Annotated in this window: 13 protein-coding genes; 10 read left to right on the forward strand and 3 right to left on the reverse strand. The window is 62.6% G+C overall.

The annotated features are described in order from the left end of the window. Positions 1-3 precede the first annotated feature (3 nt). Positions 4-1,323, reverse strand: a complete 1,320-nt coding sequence (locus G6N83_RS03110) for a class I SAM-dependent RNA methyltransferase (protein WP_165139189.1) — start codon at positions 1,321-1,323, stop codon at positions 4-6. Positions 1,324-1,379: 56 nt separating this feature from the next. On the opposite strand from G6N83_RS03110, the gene G6N83_RS03115 reads away from it, so the two are divergent. Both G6N83_RS03115 and G6N83_RS03120 read left to right on the forward strand, forming a co-directional pair. Then, positions 1,380-2,027, forward strand: coding sequence for a Maf family protein (locus G6N83_RS03115; RefSeq protein ID WP_165139191.1), 648 nt, complete (start codon positions 1,380-1,382; stop codon positions 2,025-2,027). A 98-nt stretch (positions 2,028-2,125) separates the two neighbouring features. Then, complete coding sequence (locus G6N83_RS03120; RefSeq protein WP_165139193.1) at positions 2,126-3,892, forward strand: acetyl/propionyl/methylcrotonyl-CoA carboxylase subunit alpha; 1,767 nt, start codon at positions 2,126-2,128, stop codon at positions 3,890-3,892. 39 nt (positions 3,893-3,931) lie between these two features. On the opposite strand, the gene G6N83_RS03125 is transcribed toward G6N83_RS03120, so the two are convergent. After that, the gene (locus G6N83_RS03125; protein ID WP_375782618.1) at positions 3,932-5,383 is read right to left on the reverse strand and encodes an NAD(P)H-quinone dehydrogenase; all 1,452 of its coding nucleotides are present in this window, start codon (positions 5,381-5,383) and stop codon (positions 3,932-3,934) included. Positions 5,384-5,483: 100 nt separating this feature from the next. On the opposite strand from G6N83_RS03125, the gene G6N83_RS03130 reads away from it, so the two are divergent. The 3 genes from G6N83_RS03130 to G6N83_RS03140 are packed head-to-tail and all read left to right on the forward strand — an operon-like array spanning position 5,484 to position 8,639. Further along, on the forward strand, positions 5,484-6,317 hold the full coding sequence (locus tag G6N83_RS03130; protein ID WP_165139197.1) for a purine-nucleoside phosphorylase: 834 nt from the start codon (positions 5,484-5,486) through the stop codon (positions 6,315-6,317). Positions 6,318-6,337: 20 nt separating this feature from the next. Further along, positions 6,338-8,032 (forward strand): phospho-sugar mutase, encoded by a 1,695-nt coding sequence (locus G6N83_RS03135; protein WP_165143075.1) that lies wholly within the window; start codon positions 6,338-6,340, stop codon positions 8,030-8,032. A 22-nt stretch (positions 8,033-8,054) separates the two neighbouring features. Next, positions 8,055-8,639 (forward strand): GNAT family N-acetyltransferase, encoded by a 585-nt coding sequence (locus G6N83_RS03140; RefSeq protein WP_165139199.1) that lies wholly within the window; start codon positions 8,055-8,057, stop codon positions 8,637-8,639. A 21-nt stretch (positions 8,640-8,660) separates the two neighbouring features. Here G6N83_RS03140 and G6N83_RS03145 read toward each other — a convergent pair whose 3' ends face one another. Beyond that, positions 8,661-10,589: a BglG family transcription antiterminator gene (locus G6N83_RS03145; RefSeq protein ID WP_165139201.1), complete on the reverse strand. Its 1,929-nt coding sequence runs from the start codon at positions 10,587-10,589 to the stop codon at positions 8,661-8,663. Between the two features lie 174 nt (positions 10,590-10,763). Here G6N83_RS03145 and G6N83_RS03150 point away from each other — a divergent pair, with 174 nt between their 5' ends. From G6N83_RS03150 to G6N83_RS03170, 5 genes are all read left to right on the forward strand, one after another. Further along, on the forward strand, positions 10,764-11,120 hold the full coding sequence (locus G6N83_RS03150) for a PTS sugar transporter subunit IIB (RefSeq protein WP_165139203.1): 357 nt from the start codon (positions 10,764-10,766) through the stop codon (positions 11,118-11,120). Further along, a complete protein-coding gene (locus G6N83_RS03155) occupies positions 11,117-11,392 on the forward strand; it encodes an HPr family phosphocarrier protein (RefSeq protein WP_165139205.1) in 276 nt (91 codons plus the stop codon). The genes G6N83_RS03150 and G6N83_RS03155 overlap by 4 nt, the downstream gene beginning before the upstream one ends. Positions 11,393-11,436: 44 nt before the next feature. Continuing rightward, complete coding sequence (gene ptsP, locus G6N83_RS03160) at positions 11,437-13,092, forward strand: phosphoenolpyruvate--protein phosphotransferase (RefSeq protein WP_165139207.1); 1,656 nt, start codon at positions 11,437-11,439, stop codon at positions 13,090-13,092. A gap of 31 nt (positions 13,093-13,123) precedes the next feature. Beyond that, positions 13,124-14,806, forward strand: a complete 1,683-nt coding sequence (locus G6N83_RS03165) for a PTS mannitol transporter subunit IIBC (RefSeq protein WP_165139209.1) — start codon at positions 13,124-13,126, stop codon at positions 14,804-14,806. An 85-nt stretch (positions 14,807-14,891) separates the two neighbouring features. Further along, on the forward strand, positions 14,892-15,329 hold the full coding sequence (locus G6N83_RS03170) for a PTS mannitol transporter subunit IIA (protein WP_165139211.1): 438 nt from the start codon (positions 14,892-14,894) through the stop codon (positions 15,327-15,329). The last annotated feature ends 2 nt before the right edge of the window (positions 15,330-15,331 follow it).

The raw sequence follows: 15,331 nt of genomic DNA on the forward strand, positions 1-15,331 counted from the left end.
CTGTTATCTCGAAAGCGTGACCACCGTCTCGATGTGGTGCGAGTGCGGAAAGAGGTCGACTGCACGGATGCTCCGGGGTTCATAACCGGCAGCCCGGAAGGTCGAAATATCGCGCGCGAGCGCGACCGGATCGCATGCGACATAGACGATTCCGGCGGGTGCGGCAGACACTAGGGCGTCGACGACCTCGCGACCGGCGCCCGAGCGTGGCGGATCGAGCACAACGACTCCGCGGTTCACACGTTCCCGGTCACGATCCGTCGCGCGGGTGCTCCAGTTGTTCAACCAACGATCAACTCGAGCGGTCTCGGCCCGTGCGCCCAACCATTCCGCGAGGTTCTCGCTCGCGTTGTCTGTCGCGCGTGGGTCTGATTCCACCGACACAATTCGTCGTGCACCACGATCACCGAGGGCCGCTGCAAACAAGCCCACCCCACCGTAAAGATCAAGGTGCTGCGCTTCGGGATCGAGCCCACCCGGCGCGAGCGTGTCGATGGCATCACCGACGAGTCCGTCGAGTGCAGATGCCGCGAGGCGATGCACCTGCCAAAATCCACCGGCATCCACGAGAAATTCTCGGGCTCCGACGCGCTCTCGGATGACCTCACGGGCAGGGTCTTTAGCGACTGTCGGCCGGCGCTTCGCGTCATCGGCGCGCGCGATCACACGCACACGGTCGTCCGCCGGTTGCACGAGATCTAGACGTCCCGCTGTGCGACCCTCGAGCCGCTCCGCAGCGCGCTGCACCGCGGCCGTCGCGAGAGGCAGAGAATCGACCCTGATGACGCGATGGCTGCGTGCGGCGAATGGTCCGACACGGCCCTCTTCATCGACGTGAAGACTCACACGGGTGCGCCATCCAGTGCCGTCAGCGGACTCGGATGCCACAACCTCACCATGAGCGTCACGCACGTCCGGTGCCGGCTGCAGGGTGGCTGCAGCGATCGCTTCCGCGTCCATTCCGCCGAAGCGCGACAGGGCGTCGCGCAGCACGTGGAGTTTCAACTCGCGCTGGTGGGAGAGCTCGATGTGACCGAAGTCGGCGCCACCGGGGCGATCTTCCGGAGCGACGTCGAGGTCGGCTGCGGTCCAGACATGCGGTTGACGGTGCGGTGAGGCATCTGTCACGGCCAATACCTCGCCCCGCCAGAATGAAGACTTTCGGGTGTCGCTCAGACGCACGGTAACTGTTTCACCGGGTATCGCATCGGGAACGAAGATCACGCGCCCACCGCGCCCGTCTTCGGCGCCGATGCGTCCGACGAATACGCCGCCGTGGGCAACATCGGTCACTTTTAGTTCGATCGTCTCGCCGGTGTTCATGCTTTGAGCTTTCCACACCCAGAGCGGGGGTCGTCGTCACGCACTACCGTGGAATCGTGCGCCTGTTGCTTGCTTCTACTTCTCCCGCTCGTTTGATGCTGCTGAGGCAGGCCGGAATCGAGCCAGAGACATCGTCACCGGAAGTCGACGAAGAGGCTGTTATCGCGGCGGTGGAAGCCGCCGAAGAGCGAACTCTGGCGCCTGCTGAGCACGTCCTGTTGCTCGCGCGCCGAAAAGCCGCCGACGTCGTCGCTCGCGTGAGCGATTCCGACCCGGGCTTCGACGGGTTGATCGTCGGCGGCGATTCGATGTTCGAAATCAACGGTGAAGTACTGGGCAAGCCGCACTTGCCGGAGATTGCGACAGCACGTTGGCATCAGATGCGTGGCCAGACCGGCGTTCTGCATTCGGGTCACGCTGTAGTTCGGGTTGAGCCTGGGCACCCTCCGCGCGAAGCACACGCCGTTGCCGAAGCCGCGGTCACTTTCGCCGTTGACGTTACAGACTCCGAAATCGACGCGTACGTTGCAACGGGTGAACCACTTGCTGTCGCTGGTGCTTTTACTGTCGACAGCTTGGGCGGACCGTTCATTGACCGCGTTGAGGGCGACCCCTCTACTGTGGTCGGAATGTCACTGTCGACGCTGCGAAGACTGTGCCGCGAGCTCGGCGCAGACTGGCCCTCGCTGTGGAATCGCATATAGAACTGCCCTGCACGTCGTAGGCTTCCGCACACGTTCGGCTTGCTTTCTTGTGGGAGTCGGTCAAAAACGACCTCCTACACCTCGGTAGGCTGGCCATCATGCCTCATATCGCCAAGGTCCTCATCGCAAACCGCGGCGAGATCGCCGTCCGCGTCATTCGTGCCGCACGTGACTCCGGAAAGACATCAGTCGCCGTCTACGCAGATCAGGATCGCGACGCTCTGCACACGCGCCTCGCGGACGAGGCGTACGCACTCGACGGCGCCACCGGCGCTGATACCTACCTTTCTATCGAGAAGATCCTCTCGATAGCCCGCCGCTCAGGTGCCGATGCGGTACATCCCGGATATGGCTTTCTTGCCGAGAATGCCGAATTTGCTCGCGCCGTGATCAGCGCAGGTCTCATCTGGATCGGACCATCCCCAGACGCAATCGAGGCCCTCGGCGACAAAGTGACAGCACGCCACGTCGCGGAGAAGGTTGGAGCACCACTGGCCCCAGGCACCCCCGGCCCGGTAAACAGCGCCGAAGAGGTCGTCGCCTTTGCCGAAGAATTCGGGCTGCCAATTGCAATCAAAGCCGCCTACGGCGGCGGCGGCCGCGGCCTCAAGGTCGCTCGCACTCTCGAAGAAGTACCCGAGATGTTCGACTCAGCAACGCGCGAGGCCATCACCGCTTTCGGCCGCGGTGAGTGCTTCGTAGAGAAATATCTCGACCGACCGCGCCACGTCGAAACGCAGTGCCTCGCGGATGCCGCAGGCAATGTCGTCGTCGTCTCGACGCGCGATTGCTCGCTCCAACGCCGCCACCAAAAACTTGTCGAAGAGGCACCTGCCCCGTTCCTCAGCGAGGAACAGAACACCACGCTTTACGAATCGTCAAAGGCGATTCTCCGCGAGGTCGGCTACGTCGGAGCAGGCACGTGCGAGTTCTTGATCGGGGCCGACGGCACGATTTCATTCCTCGAGGTCAACACGCGCCTGCAGGTTGAGCACCCCGTCTCGGAAGAGGTCACCGGCATTGACCTCGTTCGCGAGCAGTTCCGCCTTGCAGAAGGTGGCGTTCTCGAATACGCCGACCCAGAACCTACCGGCCACTCGATCGAGTTCCGCATCAACGGCGAAGACGCTGGTCGCGGATTTCTGCCCCAGCCGGGATCGATCCACGTTTTCAAAACATTCGGTGGCCCCGGCATCCGCCTCGATTCTGGCGTGACTGCCGGCGATATCGTTTCCGGCGCTTTCGATTCGCTTCTCGGCAAGATCATCGTGACAGGTCGCACTCGTGCCGAAGCGCTCGAACGCGCGCGCCGAGCCCTTGACGAGTTCGAAGTGTCCGGTATGCCGACGGTGCTTCCTTTCCACCGCAAGGTGGTGCGAGACCCAGCGTTCGTCGCAGAAGACGGCACCTTCGGTGTCTATACGCGGTGGATCGAAACCGAGTTCGTCAACGACATTCCGGCGTGGGATGGCGAAATGTCCGACCCCGCACCTACCGAGGGACGCCACACGGTCGTCGTCGAGGTCGCGGGGAAGCGGCTCGAAGTGAGCCTTCCGGACCGCATCGTGAGCGCTCCAGCCACGAGTGGCCGGCCAGTAGTTGCCCCACCGGCGCGACGCTCACACGCGGCAAGTGCCTCGGCCGGAGCATCGGGCGACGTAGTTAAGGCTCCCATGCAAGCAACCATCGTGAAGCTCGCTGTTGAACACGGCCAGAGCGTCGTCAAGGGAGATCTGGTGGTCGTTCTCGAGGCGATGAAGATGGAGCAGCCGATCCAAGCGCACAAGGACGGCGTCGTCGGCGCGATCGACGCGCAGCCCGGTACGACTGTGTCAGCGGGACACCAACTGCTCACGATCTCATAGTTCTGCGGCGGTTTCTCGGCCGCAGAACTATCCGAGTTGTCAGTCCTCTTCTGAAGGGCCGTTGTCCACCAGGTGCATGGCACGCATCGCGTCTTGAATGCTGCTCGTAAGAGACGGGAAGACCGCGAAAACACGAGAAACCTGGTCAACCGTGAGTCGACGCTCGACGGCGATTGCCACGGGATAGATCAGCTCGGATGCGCGCGGCCCGACGATGACGCCACCGATCACCGTGCCACTCCCCTGGCGAGCAATGATCTTGACGAAACCGTCTTTGATTCCCATCATCTTGGCGCGCGCATTCGCCGCGAGCGGCAGCTTGTGCACGATTCCGTTGATCCTGCCTTCTGCGATGTCCTTCTCCTGCCAGCCGACCGTCGCAATCTCGGGCGCTGTGAAGATGTTGGCGGCGATTCGTCGACGCTCGAGGGGAATGACCACATCGCCGAGGGCGTGGAAAACGCCTGTTCTCCCCTGCATAGAGGCAACGGATGCCAGCGGCACAAATGTCGTGCAGTCCCCCGCCGCGTAGATATTCGGCACCGATGTTCGTGCGACACGGTTGACGCGAATGTGACCTGAATCGGTCATTTGCACGCCTGCCTGCTCGAGACCGATTCCCGCAGTGTTCGGAATCGAGCCGACCGCCATCAGGCAATGACTACCCTCGACGGTTCGACCGTCGCTCAAAGTGGCAACGACACCGTCATCGCTGCGTACAACGGAGTCGGCGCGACATTTGGAGAGCACGGTCATTCCACCTCGGGTGAACACGCGCTCGAGCACAGCCGCGGCATCCGCGTCTTCTCCCGGCAGTACCTGATCGCGGCTCGAAATCAACGTGACCTTCGCACCGAGATTCATGTACGCCGAGGCGAACTCGGCTCCGGTCACACCTGATCCCACAACGATGAGGTGCGACGGCACGGTCTTCATGTTGTAGAGCTGCGTCCAGGTCAAGATTCGTTCGCCGTCTGGCTTCGCGCTCGGCAACTCTCGCGGCGACGCACCGACCGAAACGACGATCGTGTCGGCTTCGACGCGCTCGAAGTCAGTGCCACCAGCGTCGGTTGAGACGACAATGGTGTTGGTCCCCTCGAGTCGGCCTTGACCCGAGATGATGCGAACTCCGGCGTCTGCGAGCGAAGCCCGCATGTCGTCCGATTGCTGCCGCGCAAGAGACAGAAGTCGGCGGTTCACCGCCGCGAGGTTGATAGCGATTTCTGGGCGAAGCGGTTTTCCATCGCCGCCGCGTGCGAACAATTGCACGCCCAGTTCACTGGCCTGGGAGATAGCGACAGCAGCATCGGAAGTCGCGATGAGCGTCTTCGACGGCACCACGTCAGTGATCACAGCCGACCCACCGACGCCCAAACGTTCGACCAGAGTGACCTCTGTGCCGAGCTGGGCTGCGGCCAGAGCTGCTTCGTACCCGCCGGGTCCGCCGCCGATGATGGCGACGCGCTGACTGCTTTCGAAGCTCAGAGACATGACTTCCATTCTGCCCCGAGCGCGGTGGTGCCACTGACACAGCAACCTTAAAACAACCTGCGTTGCGGTAAAACGGCTCCGATTTCATAGAGTGGGGGGTATGGTATCCCCCACTCACAACCCGCTCGATGACAGTGCGACTGATCCCTTCGAGATCGCGCAGCAGGCAGCGGACGACATCGCCCGCATCACGGGCGTTGAATCACACGACATCGCACTCACGCTCGGGAGCGGTTGGGGAAAAGCCGCCGAGCTTCTCGGCGAGACCATCGCGACGATCCCCGCGACCGACGTCACGGGTTTCAGCAAGCCCGCACTCGAAGGCCACGTCGGAACGCTGCGAAGCGTTCTCACTCCCGGTGGAAAGCACGTGCTTGTCATCGGTGCTCGCACGCATTTTTACGAGGGCCACGGTGCGCGCCGGGTCGTCCACAGCGTACGGACCGCTGCGGCGACAGGTGCTCGCACAATGGTGCTGACGAACGGCGCCGGCGGCATCTGTGAGAACTGGACGCCAGGGCAACCCGTACTGATCAGCGACCACATCAACCTCACCGGCGCGAGCCCACTCGAGGGTGCAACCTTCATCGATCTGACGGACCTTTACTCGTCGCGCCTTCGCGCCGTGGCCCGGTCGGTAGACCCCGAGCTCGATGAGGGCGTCTACTGCCAGTTCCGTGGTCCTCAGTATGAAACCCCCGCCGAAGTGCAGATGGCGAAGTCGTTCGGCGGTCACATCGTCGGCATGTCGACTGCGCTCGAAGCCATAGCCGCCCGCCAGTCGGGCATGGAGGTGCTCGGCTTCTCGCTGATCACCAATCTCGCAGCCGGTATTCAGAAGACCCCGCTAAGCCACGCCGAGGTCATCGAGGCCGGGCAGGCTGCTGAGCCGGTCATTTCAGACCTGCTCGCTCGAGTGATCGGAGAACTGTGAACGACACTGGCAGCTCGGCAATGGAGCCGAGAAACCTCAGCGCAGCGCGATCATGGCTGGCGCAAGACCCTGATCCAGAAACCCGCGACGAGCTCACGGCTCTTATCGCTAGTTCAGATGACCCAGAAGCCCAGGCTGAGTTGGAAGATCGATTCGGCACTCGGCTCGCTTTCGGAACAGCCGGATTGCGCGGTGAACTCGGCGCAGGCACCAACCGGATGAACCGCGTGCTCGTCGCCCAAGCAGCGGCGGGGCTCGCGGCCTATCTCGCAGAAAACGGCAGCGACGACGAAACGCCCTCTGTCGTAGTCGGATACGACGGGCGACGCAACTCCCAGCGATTTGCTCTGGATTCGGCAGAAATTTTCGCGGGAGCTGGTCTGCACGCCATCCTGTTGCCCCGCATGCTCCCAACCCCGGTCTTGGCCTTCGCTGTGCGCTATTTCAATGCTTCAGCGGGAGTAATGGTGACGGCGAGCCATAACCCACCCAACGACAACGGCTACAAGGTCTATCTCGGTGGCGATGACCAGGGATCCCAAATCGTGCCACCCGCAGACGGAGAGATTGCCCGTCACATCGATCGAGTCGCCACAGGCGGCGATATCACGAGGATTCCTCGCCACCTCGGCTACGTCCGCGCGGGCGACGATGTCGTCGAGGCATACATTGCCGCGACCGCGGCTGTCGCTCCCGCACCCGAATCAGCAGCCGGAATGCAATGGGTGTACACCGCGATGCACGGTGTGGGATGGGAAACAACCTCCCGCGTCGTCAGCGCCGCGGGATTTCCCGCTCCGACAGTTGTATCGGAGCAAATTGACCCCGACCCGGCGTTCCCCACGGTTTCTTTTCCTAACCCGGAAGAACCAGGCGCGATGGACCTCGCTTTTGAGACGGCAAGGTCCTCGAACGCCGAGTTCGTTCTCGCGAACGACCCCGATGCCGATCGTCTTGCTGTGGCGGTGCCAGATGGCGCTGCCGATGGGGGCTGGCGTCGGCTGAGTGGTAACGAAGTAGGCCTCTTGCTCGGATGGCGGGCCGCGCGCCGGGCCGCAGAGTCCCGCGAAGAGCAGGGCACACCCACGACGACTGACGTGTCACTCGCCTGCTCGCTCGTCTCGTCGCCCGGTCTCGAGGTGATCGCCGATCACTACGGACTCGACTTTTTTGCCACCCTCACCGGCTTCAAGTGGATCTCCCGCGCACCCGGAATGGCGTTCGGGTTCGAAGAGGCCCTCGGCTACCTCGTGAATCCCGAGACTGTCAGAGACAAAGACGGCATCTCGGCCGCGATTGCGATGCTCGGCCTTGCCGCCGATGCGCGTGGCCGAGGGACCACGATCTCTGGGCTCCTCGCCGAATTCGAGCAGACATTCGGCTACTTCGCCAGCGACCAGATTTCGATACGTGTCGAGGACCTCTCGGTCATCGACACGATCATGACGCTGCTGCGCAAAGACCAGCCGGATCGCTTCGGGACTGTCAAAGTCAAACGTGTCGACGACCTCCTCACCGGAATCGACGATCTGCCACCCGGCAACGTCCTTCGTTTCTGGTTGAAGGGCGGCTCGCGAATCATCGTGCGCCCCAGTGGCACAGAACCCAAACTCAAGCTGTATCTCGATGTGCGCGGATCATCGGCGGCTGATGCTGCCGAGCGCCTCGCTGCACTCACCGCGGGCGCACGGGAAGTTCTCGACTCGCTGAGCTGAGGCATCCGTTTACGATCTAAGGATGCTGCTCACCACCGCTGTCACCCTCGCGAACGACTATGTTCGCCTTGAACCGCTCGCACAGGCACACGCCAACGACCTTCGCGATGCGACAGTCGGCCTTGAGCACGCCTGGTACACATCGGTTCCGACCGGCGACACGGTAGAACACGAGATTGATCGACGCCGTGGGCTGCACGAACGCGGAGACATGAATCCCTGGGCCGTTCGCGACCTGAGCTCGGGACGAGCCGTCGGGATGACGACGTTTTGCAATATCGATCAGGCCAATCGACACGTCGAGATTGGGTATACCTGGCTGGGCATACGTGCACAGCGTTCAGCGGTGAACACCGCGGCCAAGCACCTTTTGCTCTCACACGCGTTCGATGAATGCGATGCCATCGCTGTGGAGTTTCGCACCCACTGGCACAACCGTCAGTCACGTGCGGCGATTGAACGACTTGGCGCACGCCGCGATGGGGTTTTGCGCAACCATCAGGTCAGCCCCGACGGGATGCTCCGCGATACCGTCGTCTATTCGATACTCCCCCACGAATGGCCAGGCGTCCGCCGCGGCCTCGAAGCGCGCCTCGCGTCGTCGTGACTGAGCAGTCTTCCTAGCGACCTAGCCGTCGATGACGGCGACGAGTTCGTCGAGGAACGAGGGGAAATCAGTACCGCGGCGAACAATGCGCTGCACACTGTCTCGTTCGCTGAACACCTCGACGAACTGTTCAAAGACCGTTTGGAATGCCTCTCGGTCGCTTTCCGAGAAAGCCACGAGAGCGATGACTTGCACACGCCCGTCACCCCAGGTCATTGAGGGTTCAGCGATACCGATTGCGATTGCCGTCCGGGACGCCGTCATTCCCATCGCGTGCGGCACGGCGAGCGCATCGGTGAAAGCTGTCGAAGAGAGCCGCTCACGTTCAATCGTGCGCTCGATGTAGTTTTCGTCTATCACCCCACGTGCGACGAGCCGTTCTCCCAGCTGCCGGATGACTCCATCTTCGCCGGCGTTCGCATCGACGCCGCGGACGAATGCTTCGGCATCGAAGTAACGTTCCAGTTCGGTACGAAGTCGGGCAAGTCGGCGTCCGCGTCGCACCCGACCGGCCGCGTTCTGCACGCGTTCCACATCAGCATCCGTGAGAAAGGGCTGAATTCGCACTACGCGGTCGTTCGGCGCTGGCGGGTCGATGGTCGTTAGAACAAGATCAGTCGTGATCGAATCCCAATCCGGGTCGATGCGGGTCTCGACCCCTACGACCTCGACGGCCTGACCCAGAGACCGATCCACGCTGGAGCGTAGAAGCTCATGAAGTTCGTAGTACCCAGGGCACACGATTGTCGCCGTCAGCAAGTGGTCTGCGCGACGACTGCGCTCCAGACGCCCGCCCACGTGCATTGCTATGTAGGCGATCTCGTCATCGAGGATCGGAATGCCGAGCCGCTCATTCAGCCCGCTCGCGATGAACACCGCGACTTCGAACATCATCGGATAGGTAGATTTCAAAGACCGGGTGAGGGGATTTCGCGACCACGCCTGCTCCTGCGCGCGCAACCGCAGGTTTTGCACGTGGAGGGCAAGCCTCACGATGAAATCCTCGTGTGCGATGTCCACGAGGAATTCGGCCGCGGCCGCTGTGACGACAGCACGAACGGATGCCTCGACATCAGGGTCGAGAGGAGCTCGCGCCTCTTCGCTCGCCGATGCCGCCCCCGGTGCCACGACGCGAGTGGACACCAGGGTCGCTAAGTGGCGACGGTCGCCCGCGCCGAGACGGATACCCAGATGGCGCTCGGTGAGTTCGCCGAGGATCCCGGCGATCTGATCTGTTGCCGGACGCACATGCCCACTCACACTCTCCAGGGGATGACCGTGCGATACCCGATCTGCCGCGATAGCGATGTGCATCAGAACGTCTGAAATACCGATCTCGTTGACGAAGTACCCTTCGGCGCTGAGCGCTTGAACGAGATCGACTTTGAACTGACCAAACGCGCCCGCTCCGGCGGAGCCGACACCGAGAGCGCGCCGGAGCGCTTCAAGATCGAACGAACCAGCATCCATCTCGTCGTGCGCCAGAGTGGAAAGCAACCGCCGCTGGGCGGCCTCGGTGCCAGAGAGCCGAGCACGCTCGGCGGAACGTTCCAGAACAAGGGCTGTGCCGCCGAGCAGCCCGCGGACACGCGCGAGGTCAGCCTCGAGAGTCGCTGGACTCACGTGCAGACGGTCAGCCGTCTCGAAGACGTCGATGCCGTCGGAGCTGTCGAGCAACGCCCGCACCACAGTGTGAAGTCGGTCGCGTGGAGTTGAGGCATCCGATTCTCCCGGCCGCCACGCAGCGGATGCTCCGGCGCCCGCGCGGTAACCGAGCGGGCCCGATTCCACCACCGCCCCGCTGTCGACGCGCGCATTGAGCGCTGTGACGTACGACCGCACGCTTCGCGGGGTGACGCCGAGCGTGTCGGCGAGGACTGATGCCGTTGCCCACGCCCCGTTACGTAGGAGAAGTGCAAGCAAACGGTCTTGCCGTGCTCTTGTCACCATCGCCTCCGGGTTACACCGGCACGAACGCCAGCACTCCATTTCATCACGCCTCGGTCATCGGCGCTCGGTACCGTTCTCACGGCAATCTGCAGAAGCTTTCCGCGGGGTGGGAAAAACCTCTGGTTGTGCGCTCCCAGCGTTCTCACAACAATGAAATAACGAGGAGGCAGGTCAATGAGGATCTTAGTGGTGTGTGGCGCGGGCGCGTCGAGCACTTTCGTCGCCCAGCGGCTTCGCCATGCCGCTCGTGCACGAGACCTCTCTTACAGTTCCTCAGCAGGAACCCTCCGCTCACTTGAAATAGACCTGGATGCCACTGACGTACTTCTCCTGGGGCCCCACCTCAAGGCCGAGCTCGACAACATCGCAGCAAGCGCTGCATCTAAGGGCGTGACTGTGGCTGTGCTCCCCGACGATATTTTCGGCGACCTCGACGGCTCGCGTACTCTCGCGCTGGTTCACAGCGCCATCGGCTTGAGCAAGGGCGAACCAGCGCTCTCTCACGTGTCTGAAAAGAAGGAAACCGAATGACCCAGGTCACGCGCACGGTACGCATCGGATCAACTCACGGTCTACACGCACGCCCCGCGAAGATGTTCGCGCAAAAGGCGAAGGATGCCGGCATCCCGATCACGATCTCGAAAGACGCTGGCGCCCCTGTCAATGCCGCCAGCATTCTCGGCGTCATCGCCCTTGGTTTGAACTACGGCGATTACGTCACCCTCAACGCATCAGGGCCAACGGCCGAGGCCGTTATCGACGACCTCACCGAGTTGTTGTCAACAGACCACGACGAGGCATAACGGCACGCATGAGCACGACACAGAGCAGCACAAAGGAGAACACAATGGCGGAACTACGCGGGGTCGGAATCGGACTGGGTATCGCCCAAGGACCGGTCGCTCGAATGGCAGACCCACTGCCCGCGCCCGCCGATTCGCCGAGCAAGATCAGCGGCGAAGAAGAGACTGCCCGCGCCCGTGAAGCTGTCGCCGCTGTTGCGCGCGAACTCGAATCGCGCGGCTCCGAAGCCGGTGGCGCCGCGAAAGAAGTACTCGAGGCGCAGGCGATGATGGCAGAAGACCCCTCGCTTGAAACAGAAATCGACTCCCGCATTGCCAACGGCAAGACCGCGGAGTGGGCAGTCTTCGACGCCTTTGCAACATTCCGCGACGCGTTGAGCGCGATGGGCGGCTACCTGGGAGAGCGCGCAGCCGACCTCGACGATGTCGCGCAGCGCGTCATCGCACGTCTTCAGGGTGTTGCAGCTCCCGGCGTGCCCGACCCCGGCCACCCGTTCGTACTCGTTGCGAAAGATCTCGCCCCCGCCGACACAGCACTCCTTGATTTGTCGCAGGTGCTCGCGCTCGTGACTACCGAAGGTGGCCCCACTTCACACACAGCCATTCTCGCTCGCGAAAAATCGATCGTCGCGATCGTCGGCGCCGCGGGCGCGAAAGAGCTGGCTGAAGGCGAAATGGTCATCGTCGACGCGGCTGCCGGCGTCGTGACAACGCACCCGTCCGACGACGAGCGTGAACGCGCATCTCGCCGCGCCGCCGACCGGGAAGAGGCAGCATCTGCCCCGATCACCCCGGGCGCACTGGCCGACGGAACGCCCATACCGCTCCTCGCCAACCTCGGAAATCCTGACGGCGCCGCGGACGCGGTTGAGCTCGGAGCCGAAGGCGTCGGACTTTTTCGCACCGAGTTCCTCTTTCTCAGCGCCAGCCAAGCACCGACCGTCGAGCAACAGCGCGAGTCTTACACAAAGCTCCTCGCGGCCTTCCCCGGCAAAAAGGTCGTGGTGCGAGCCCTCGATGCCGGCGCTGACAAGCCCCTCCCCTTCCTCAACGACGCTCACGAGGAAAACCCAGCTCTCGGGCTCCGGGGACTGCGCGCACTCCGCGCAAGCGAAGACATTCTTCGCGAGCAACTGACGGCACTTGCCGAAGCGGATGCCGCGACGTCGGCCGACCTCTGGGTGATGGCGCCCATGGTTTCGACGGTCGAAGAAACTGAGTACTTCGTCGCGCTCGCCAAGGAATACGACATCAAGACCGCGGGCGTCATGGTCGAAGTTCCCTCATCAGCGCTTCTGGCTGACCATATCCTCGAGCGAGCGGACTTCGCGTCGATCGGAACAAACGACCTGACGCAGTACACACTGGCTGCCGACCGCCTACTTGGTTCGGTGTCGAGTTTTCAGGATCCATGGCACCCGGCCGTGCTGCGCCTTGTGCGTGAGGTGGGTGCCGCCGGGCGCTCTACTGGAAAGCCTGTCGGCATCTGCGGCGAAGCCGCAGCGGATCCGTTGCTGGCAGTCGTCCTCGTCGGTCTCGGAGCGACGAGCTTGTCGATGGCCCCGACGGCGCTCGCTGACGTGCGCGCCACGCTCCTCAAATACACCTTCGACGACGCACAGCGTGTCGCCGAGGCTGCCCTCACCGCAACGGATGCGGCGACGGCTCGTGCGAACGCGCAAGCGATCGTTTCCCACTAAAAGCACCAATCACACAGAAAGAGACAGTGCAATGACATCGACGTCAACCGCAGCGCCCGCATCAGGCGGCAAGCGGGCGCAAGTTGCAGTACAGCGATTCGGCACATTCCTATCGGGCATGATCATGCCCAATATTGCCGCTTTCATCGCGTGGGGCTTCATCACGATGCTCTTCATCGCCGCCGGATGGCTGGGCCAGTGGTACCCCGTCGCCGATATGTTGGGCGGGTTCGGCGATGCCGGCCAAATTGGCTGGCAGGGCGCTCTGACGACCCTCGCACAGGCTGAAGACGGCACCACGTTCCAGCAGTACGTCGGCCTCGTGTCACCGATGGTGACATACCTACTGCCTTTGCTGATTGCAAACACCGCCGGTCGCATGATCTATGGCGAACGAGGTGGCGTTGTCGCAACCATCGCCGTCATGGGTGTCATTGTTGGTACCGACATCCCGATGTTCCTCGGCGCCATGATCATGGGCCCGATCGCAGCGTGGCTGACCAAGCAGATGGACAAGCTCTGGGACGGTAAGTTGAAGCCCGGCTTCGAGATGCTGGTCAACAACTTCTCCGCTGGCATCCTGGGCATGATTCTCGCGATCATCGGGTTCTTTGTCTTCGGTCCCGTCATGGTTGGCATCAGCACCGTCCTCGGTGCAGCCGTGGGATGGCTCGTTGACCTGAACCTGCTGCCGCTCGTTTCGATCATCGTCGAGCCGGCCAAGGTGCTCTTCCTCAACAACGCGATCAACCACGGAGTCTTCACGCCGCTTGGTATCGAGCAGGCTGCAGAGACCGGTAAATCGATCCTCTTCCTCATCGAAGCGAACCCTGGTCCGGGTCTCGGTCTGCTCCTCGCGTTCACCTTCTTCGGTATCGGCGCGGCCAAGGCCTCGGCTCCTGGTGCGATCATCATCCAGTTCTTCGGTGGCATCCACGAGATCTACTTCCCGTATGCGCTCAGCAAGCCGATGACGATCCTCGCTCTCATCGCTGGTGGCGCAACCGGTGTTGCGACAAACATGCTGCTCAATGGCGGTCTTGCCTTCCCCGCAGCTCCCGGCAGCATCATCGCGATCACGGCAGCCGCGGCCGGGCCCGCAGCTGGCGGCATCGGCAACCTTCTGGTGGTCTACCTGTCGGTCGCACTCGCCGCACTCGTCACCTTCCTCATCGCCGGAATCATCTTGCGCTCGACACGCAAGCGCGACCTCGAGGCTGGCCTTACCGGCGACCTCAGCGCAGCAATCGCGCAAACCGAAGCCAACAAGGGCAAGGAATCTGCGGCCCTCGCTGGTCTTCGTGCAAGCTCGGCCGCTGATGGCGCCGTCGAGCGGAACGCTGAAGCGGCGTACGACGAAGCCGAGTCCGCACGGTCGACAGACGGCGGGCTCACCGGTGGTGTTCTCGAAACAACACGCATCAACAACATCGTGTTCGCCTGTGACGCCGGTATGGGGTCGTCAGCGATGGGTGCCAGCGTGCTGCGGAACAAGATCAAGAAGGCCGGCATCGAAGGTGTGACGGTGACCAATAAGGCCATCGCGAACCTCGACGAGTCGGCTGATCTGGTGATCACGCAGAACCAGCTCACTGACCGGGCACGCCAAAAGACGCCGAACGCGACACACGTTTCGGTAGACAACTTCATGAACTCGCCGCGGTACGAAGAGGTCGTAGACCTCGTTCGCGCTCAGCACCAGGATGGTGCGTAGGCATAAGCATGAATGCGGGGTCACGGCTAAGCGAGCGTGGCCCCGCAGCTTGGGCTGCGGCATCCGTAACTAGAAAGGCTGAATCATGGCACGTGACGTGCTCGCAATTGGACAGGTTCGCATTCACTCCGGAGGCGCATCGCGCGAAGAGGCGATGAAGGAGGCCGCCGACATTCTCGAGTCCGTCGGCGCCGTCACTGGCGCCTACTTCGACGCGATGCAGCAGCGTGAGCAAACTGTCTCGACCTACATGGGCAACGAACTCGCAATCCCCCACGGAACGAACGAGACAAAAGAGGCCATTCTCGAGTCGGCACTATCTGTCGTCCGCTACGACGGCGGAGTGGATTGGGGCGGGGAGACCGTGACGTTCGTCATCGGCATCGCCGGCAAGGGCGATGAACACCTCGAGATCCTCTCCCAGATCGCGCTTCTCTTCTCTGACGATGACGAGGTGGCCGCGCTCAAGGCCGCCTCCACCCAGGAAGAGCTGTACGCGCTGGTCTCTGCCGCGGGCGTGTGAGC

Source organism: Microbacterium endophyticum (assembly GCF_011047135.1).
GTDB classification, from domain to species: Bacteria; Actinomycetota; Actinomycetes; order Actinomycetales; family Microbacteriaceae; genus Microbacterium; species Microbacterium endophyticum.

Bases quoted from the DNA above. Each gene is read 5' to 3' on its own strand.
- G6N83_RS03110 (WP_165139189.1), bottom strand. From the start codon at position 1,323: ATGAACACCGGCGAGACGATCGAACTAAAAGTGACCGATGTTGCCCAC.
- G6N83_RS03120 (WP_165139193.1), top strand. From the start codon at position 2,126: ATGCCTCATATCGCCAAGGTCCTCATCGCAAACCGCGGCGAGATCGCC.
- G6N83_RS03125 (WP_375782618.1), bottom strand. From the start codon at position 5,383: ATGTCTCTGAGCTTCGAAAGCAGTCAGCGCGTCGCCATCATCGGCGGC.
- G6N83_RS03130 (WP_165139197.1), top strand. From the start codon at position 5,484: ATGGTATCCCCCACTCACAACCCGCTCGATGACAGTGCGACTGATCCC.
- G6N83_RS03135 (WP_165143075.1), top strand. From the start codon at position 6,338: ATGGAGCCGAGAAACCTCAGCGCAGCGCGATCATGGCTGGCGCAAGAC.
- G6N83_RS03140 (WP_165139199.1), top strand. From the start codon at position 8,055: ATGCTGCTCACCACCGCTGTCACCCTCGCGAACGACTATGTTCGCCTT.
- G6N83_RS03145 (WP_165139201.1), bottom strand. From the start codon at position 10,589: ATGGTGACAAGAGCACGGCAAGACCGTTTGCTTGCACTTCTCCTACGT.
- G6N83_RS03150 (WP_165139203.1), top strand. From the start codon at position 10,764: ATGAGGATCTTAGTGGTGTGTGGCGCGGGCGCGTCGAGCACTTTCGTC.
- G6N83_RS03155 (WP_165139205.1), top strand. From the start codon at position 11,117: ATGACCCAGGTCACGCGCACGGTACGCATCGGATCAACTCACGGTCTA.
- ptsP (WP_165139207.1), top strand. From the start codon at position 11,437: ATGGCGGAACTACGCGGGGTCGGAATCGGACTGGGTATCGCCCAAGGA.
- G6N83_RS03165 (WP_165139209.1), top strand. From the start codon at position 13,124: ATGACATCGACGTCAACCGCAGCGCCCGCATCAGGCGGCAAGCGGGCG.
- G6N83_RS03170 (WP_165139211.1), top strand. From the start codon at position 14,892: ATGGCACGTGACGTGCTCGCAATTGGACAGGTTCGCATTCACTCCGGA.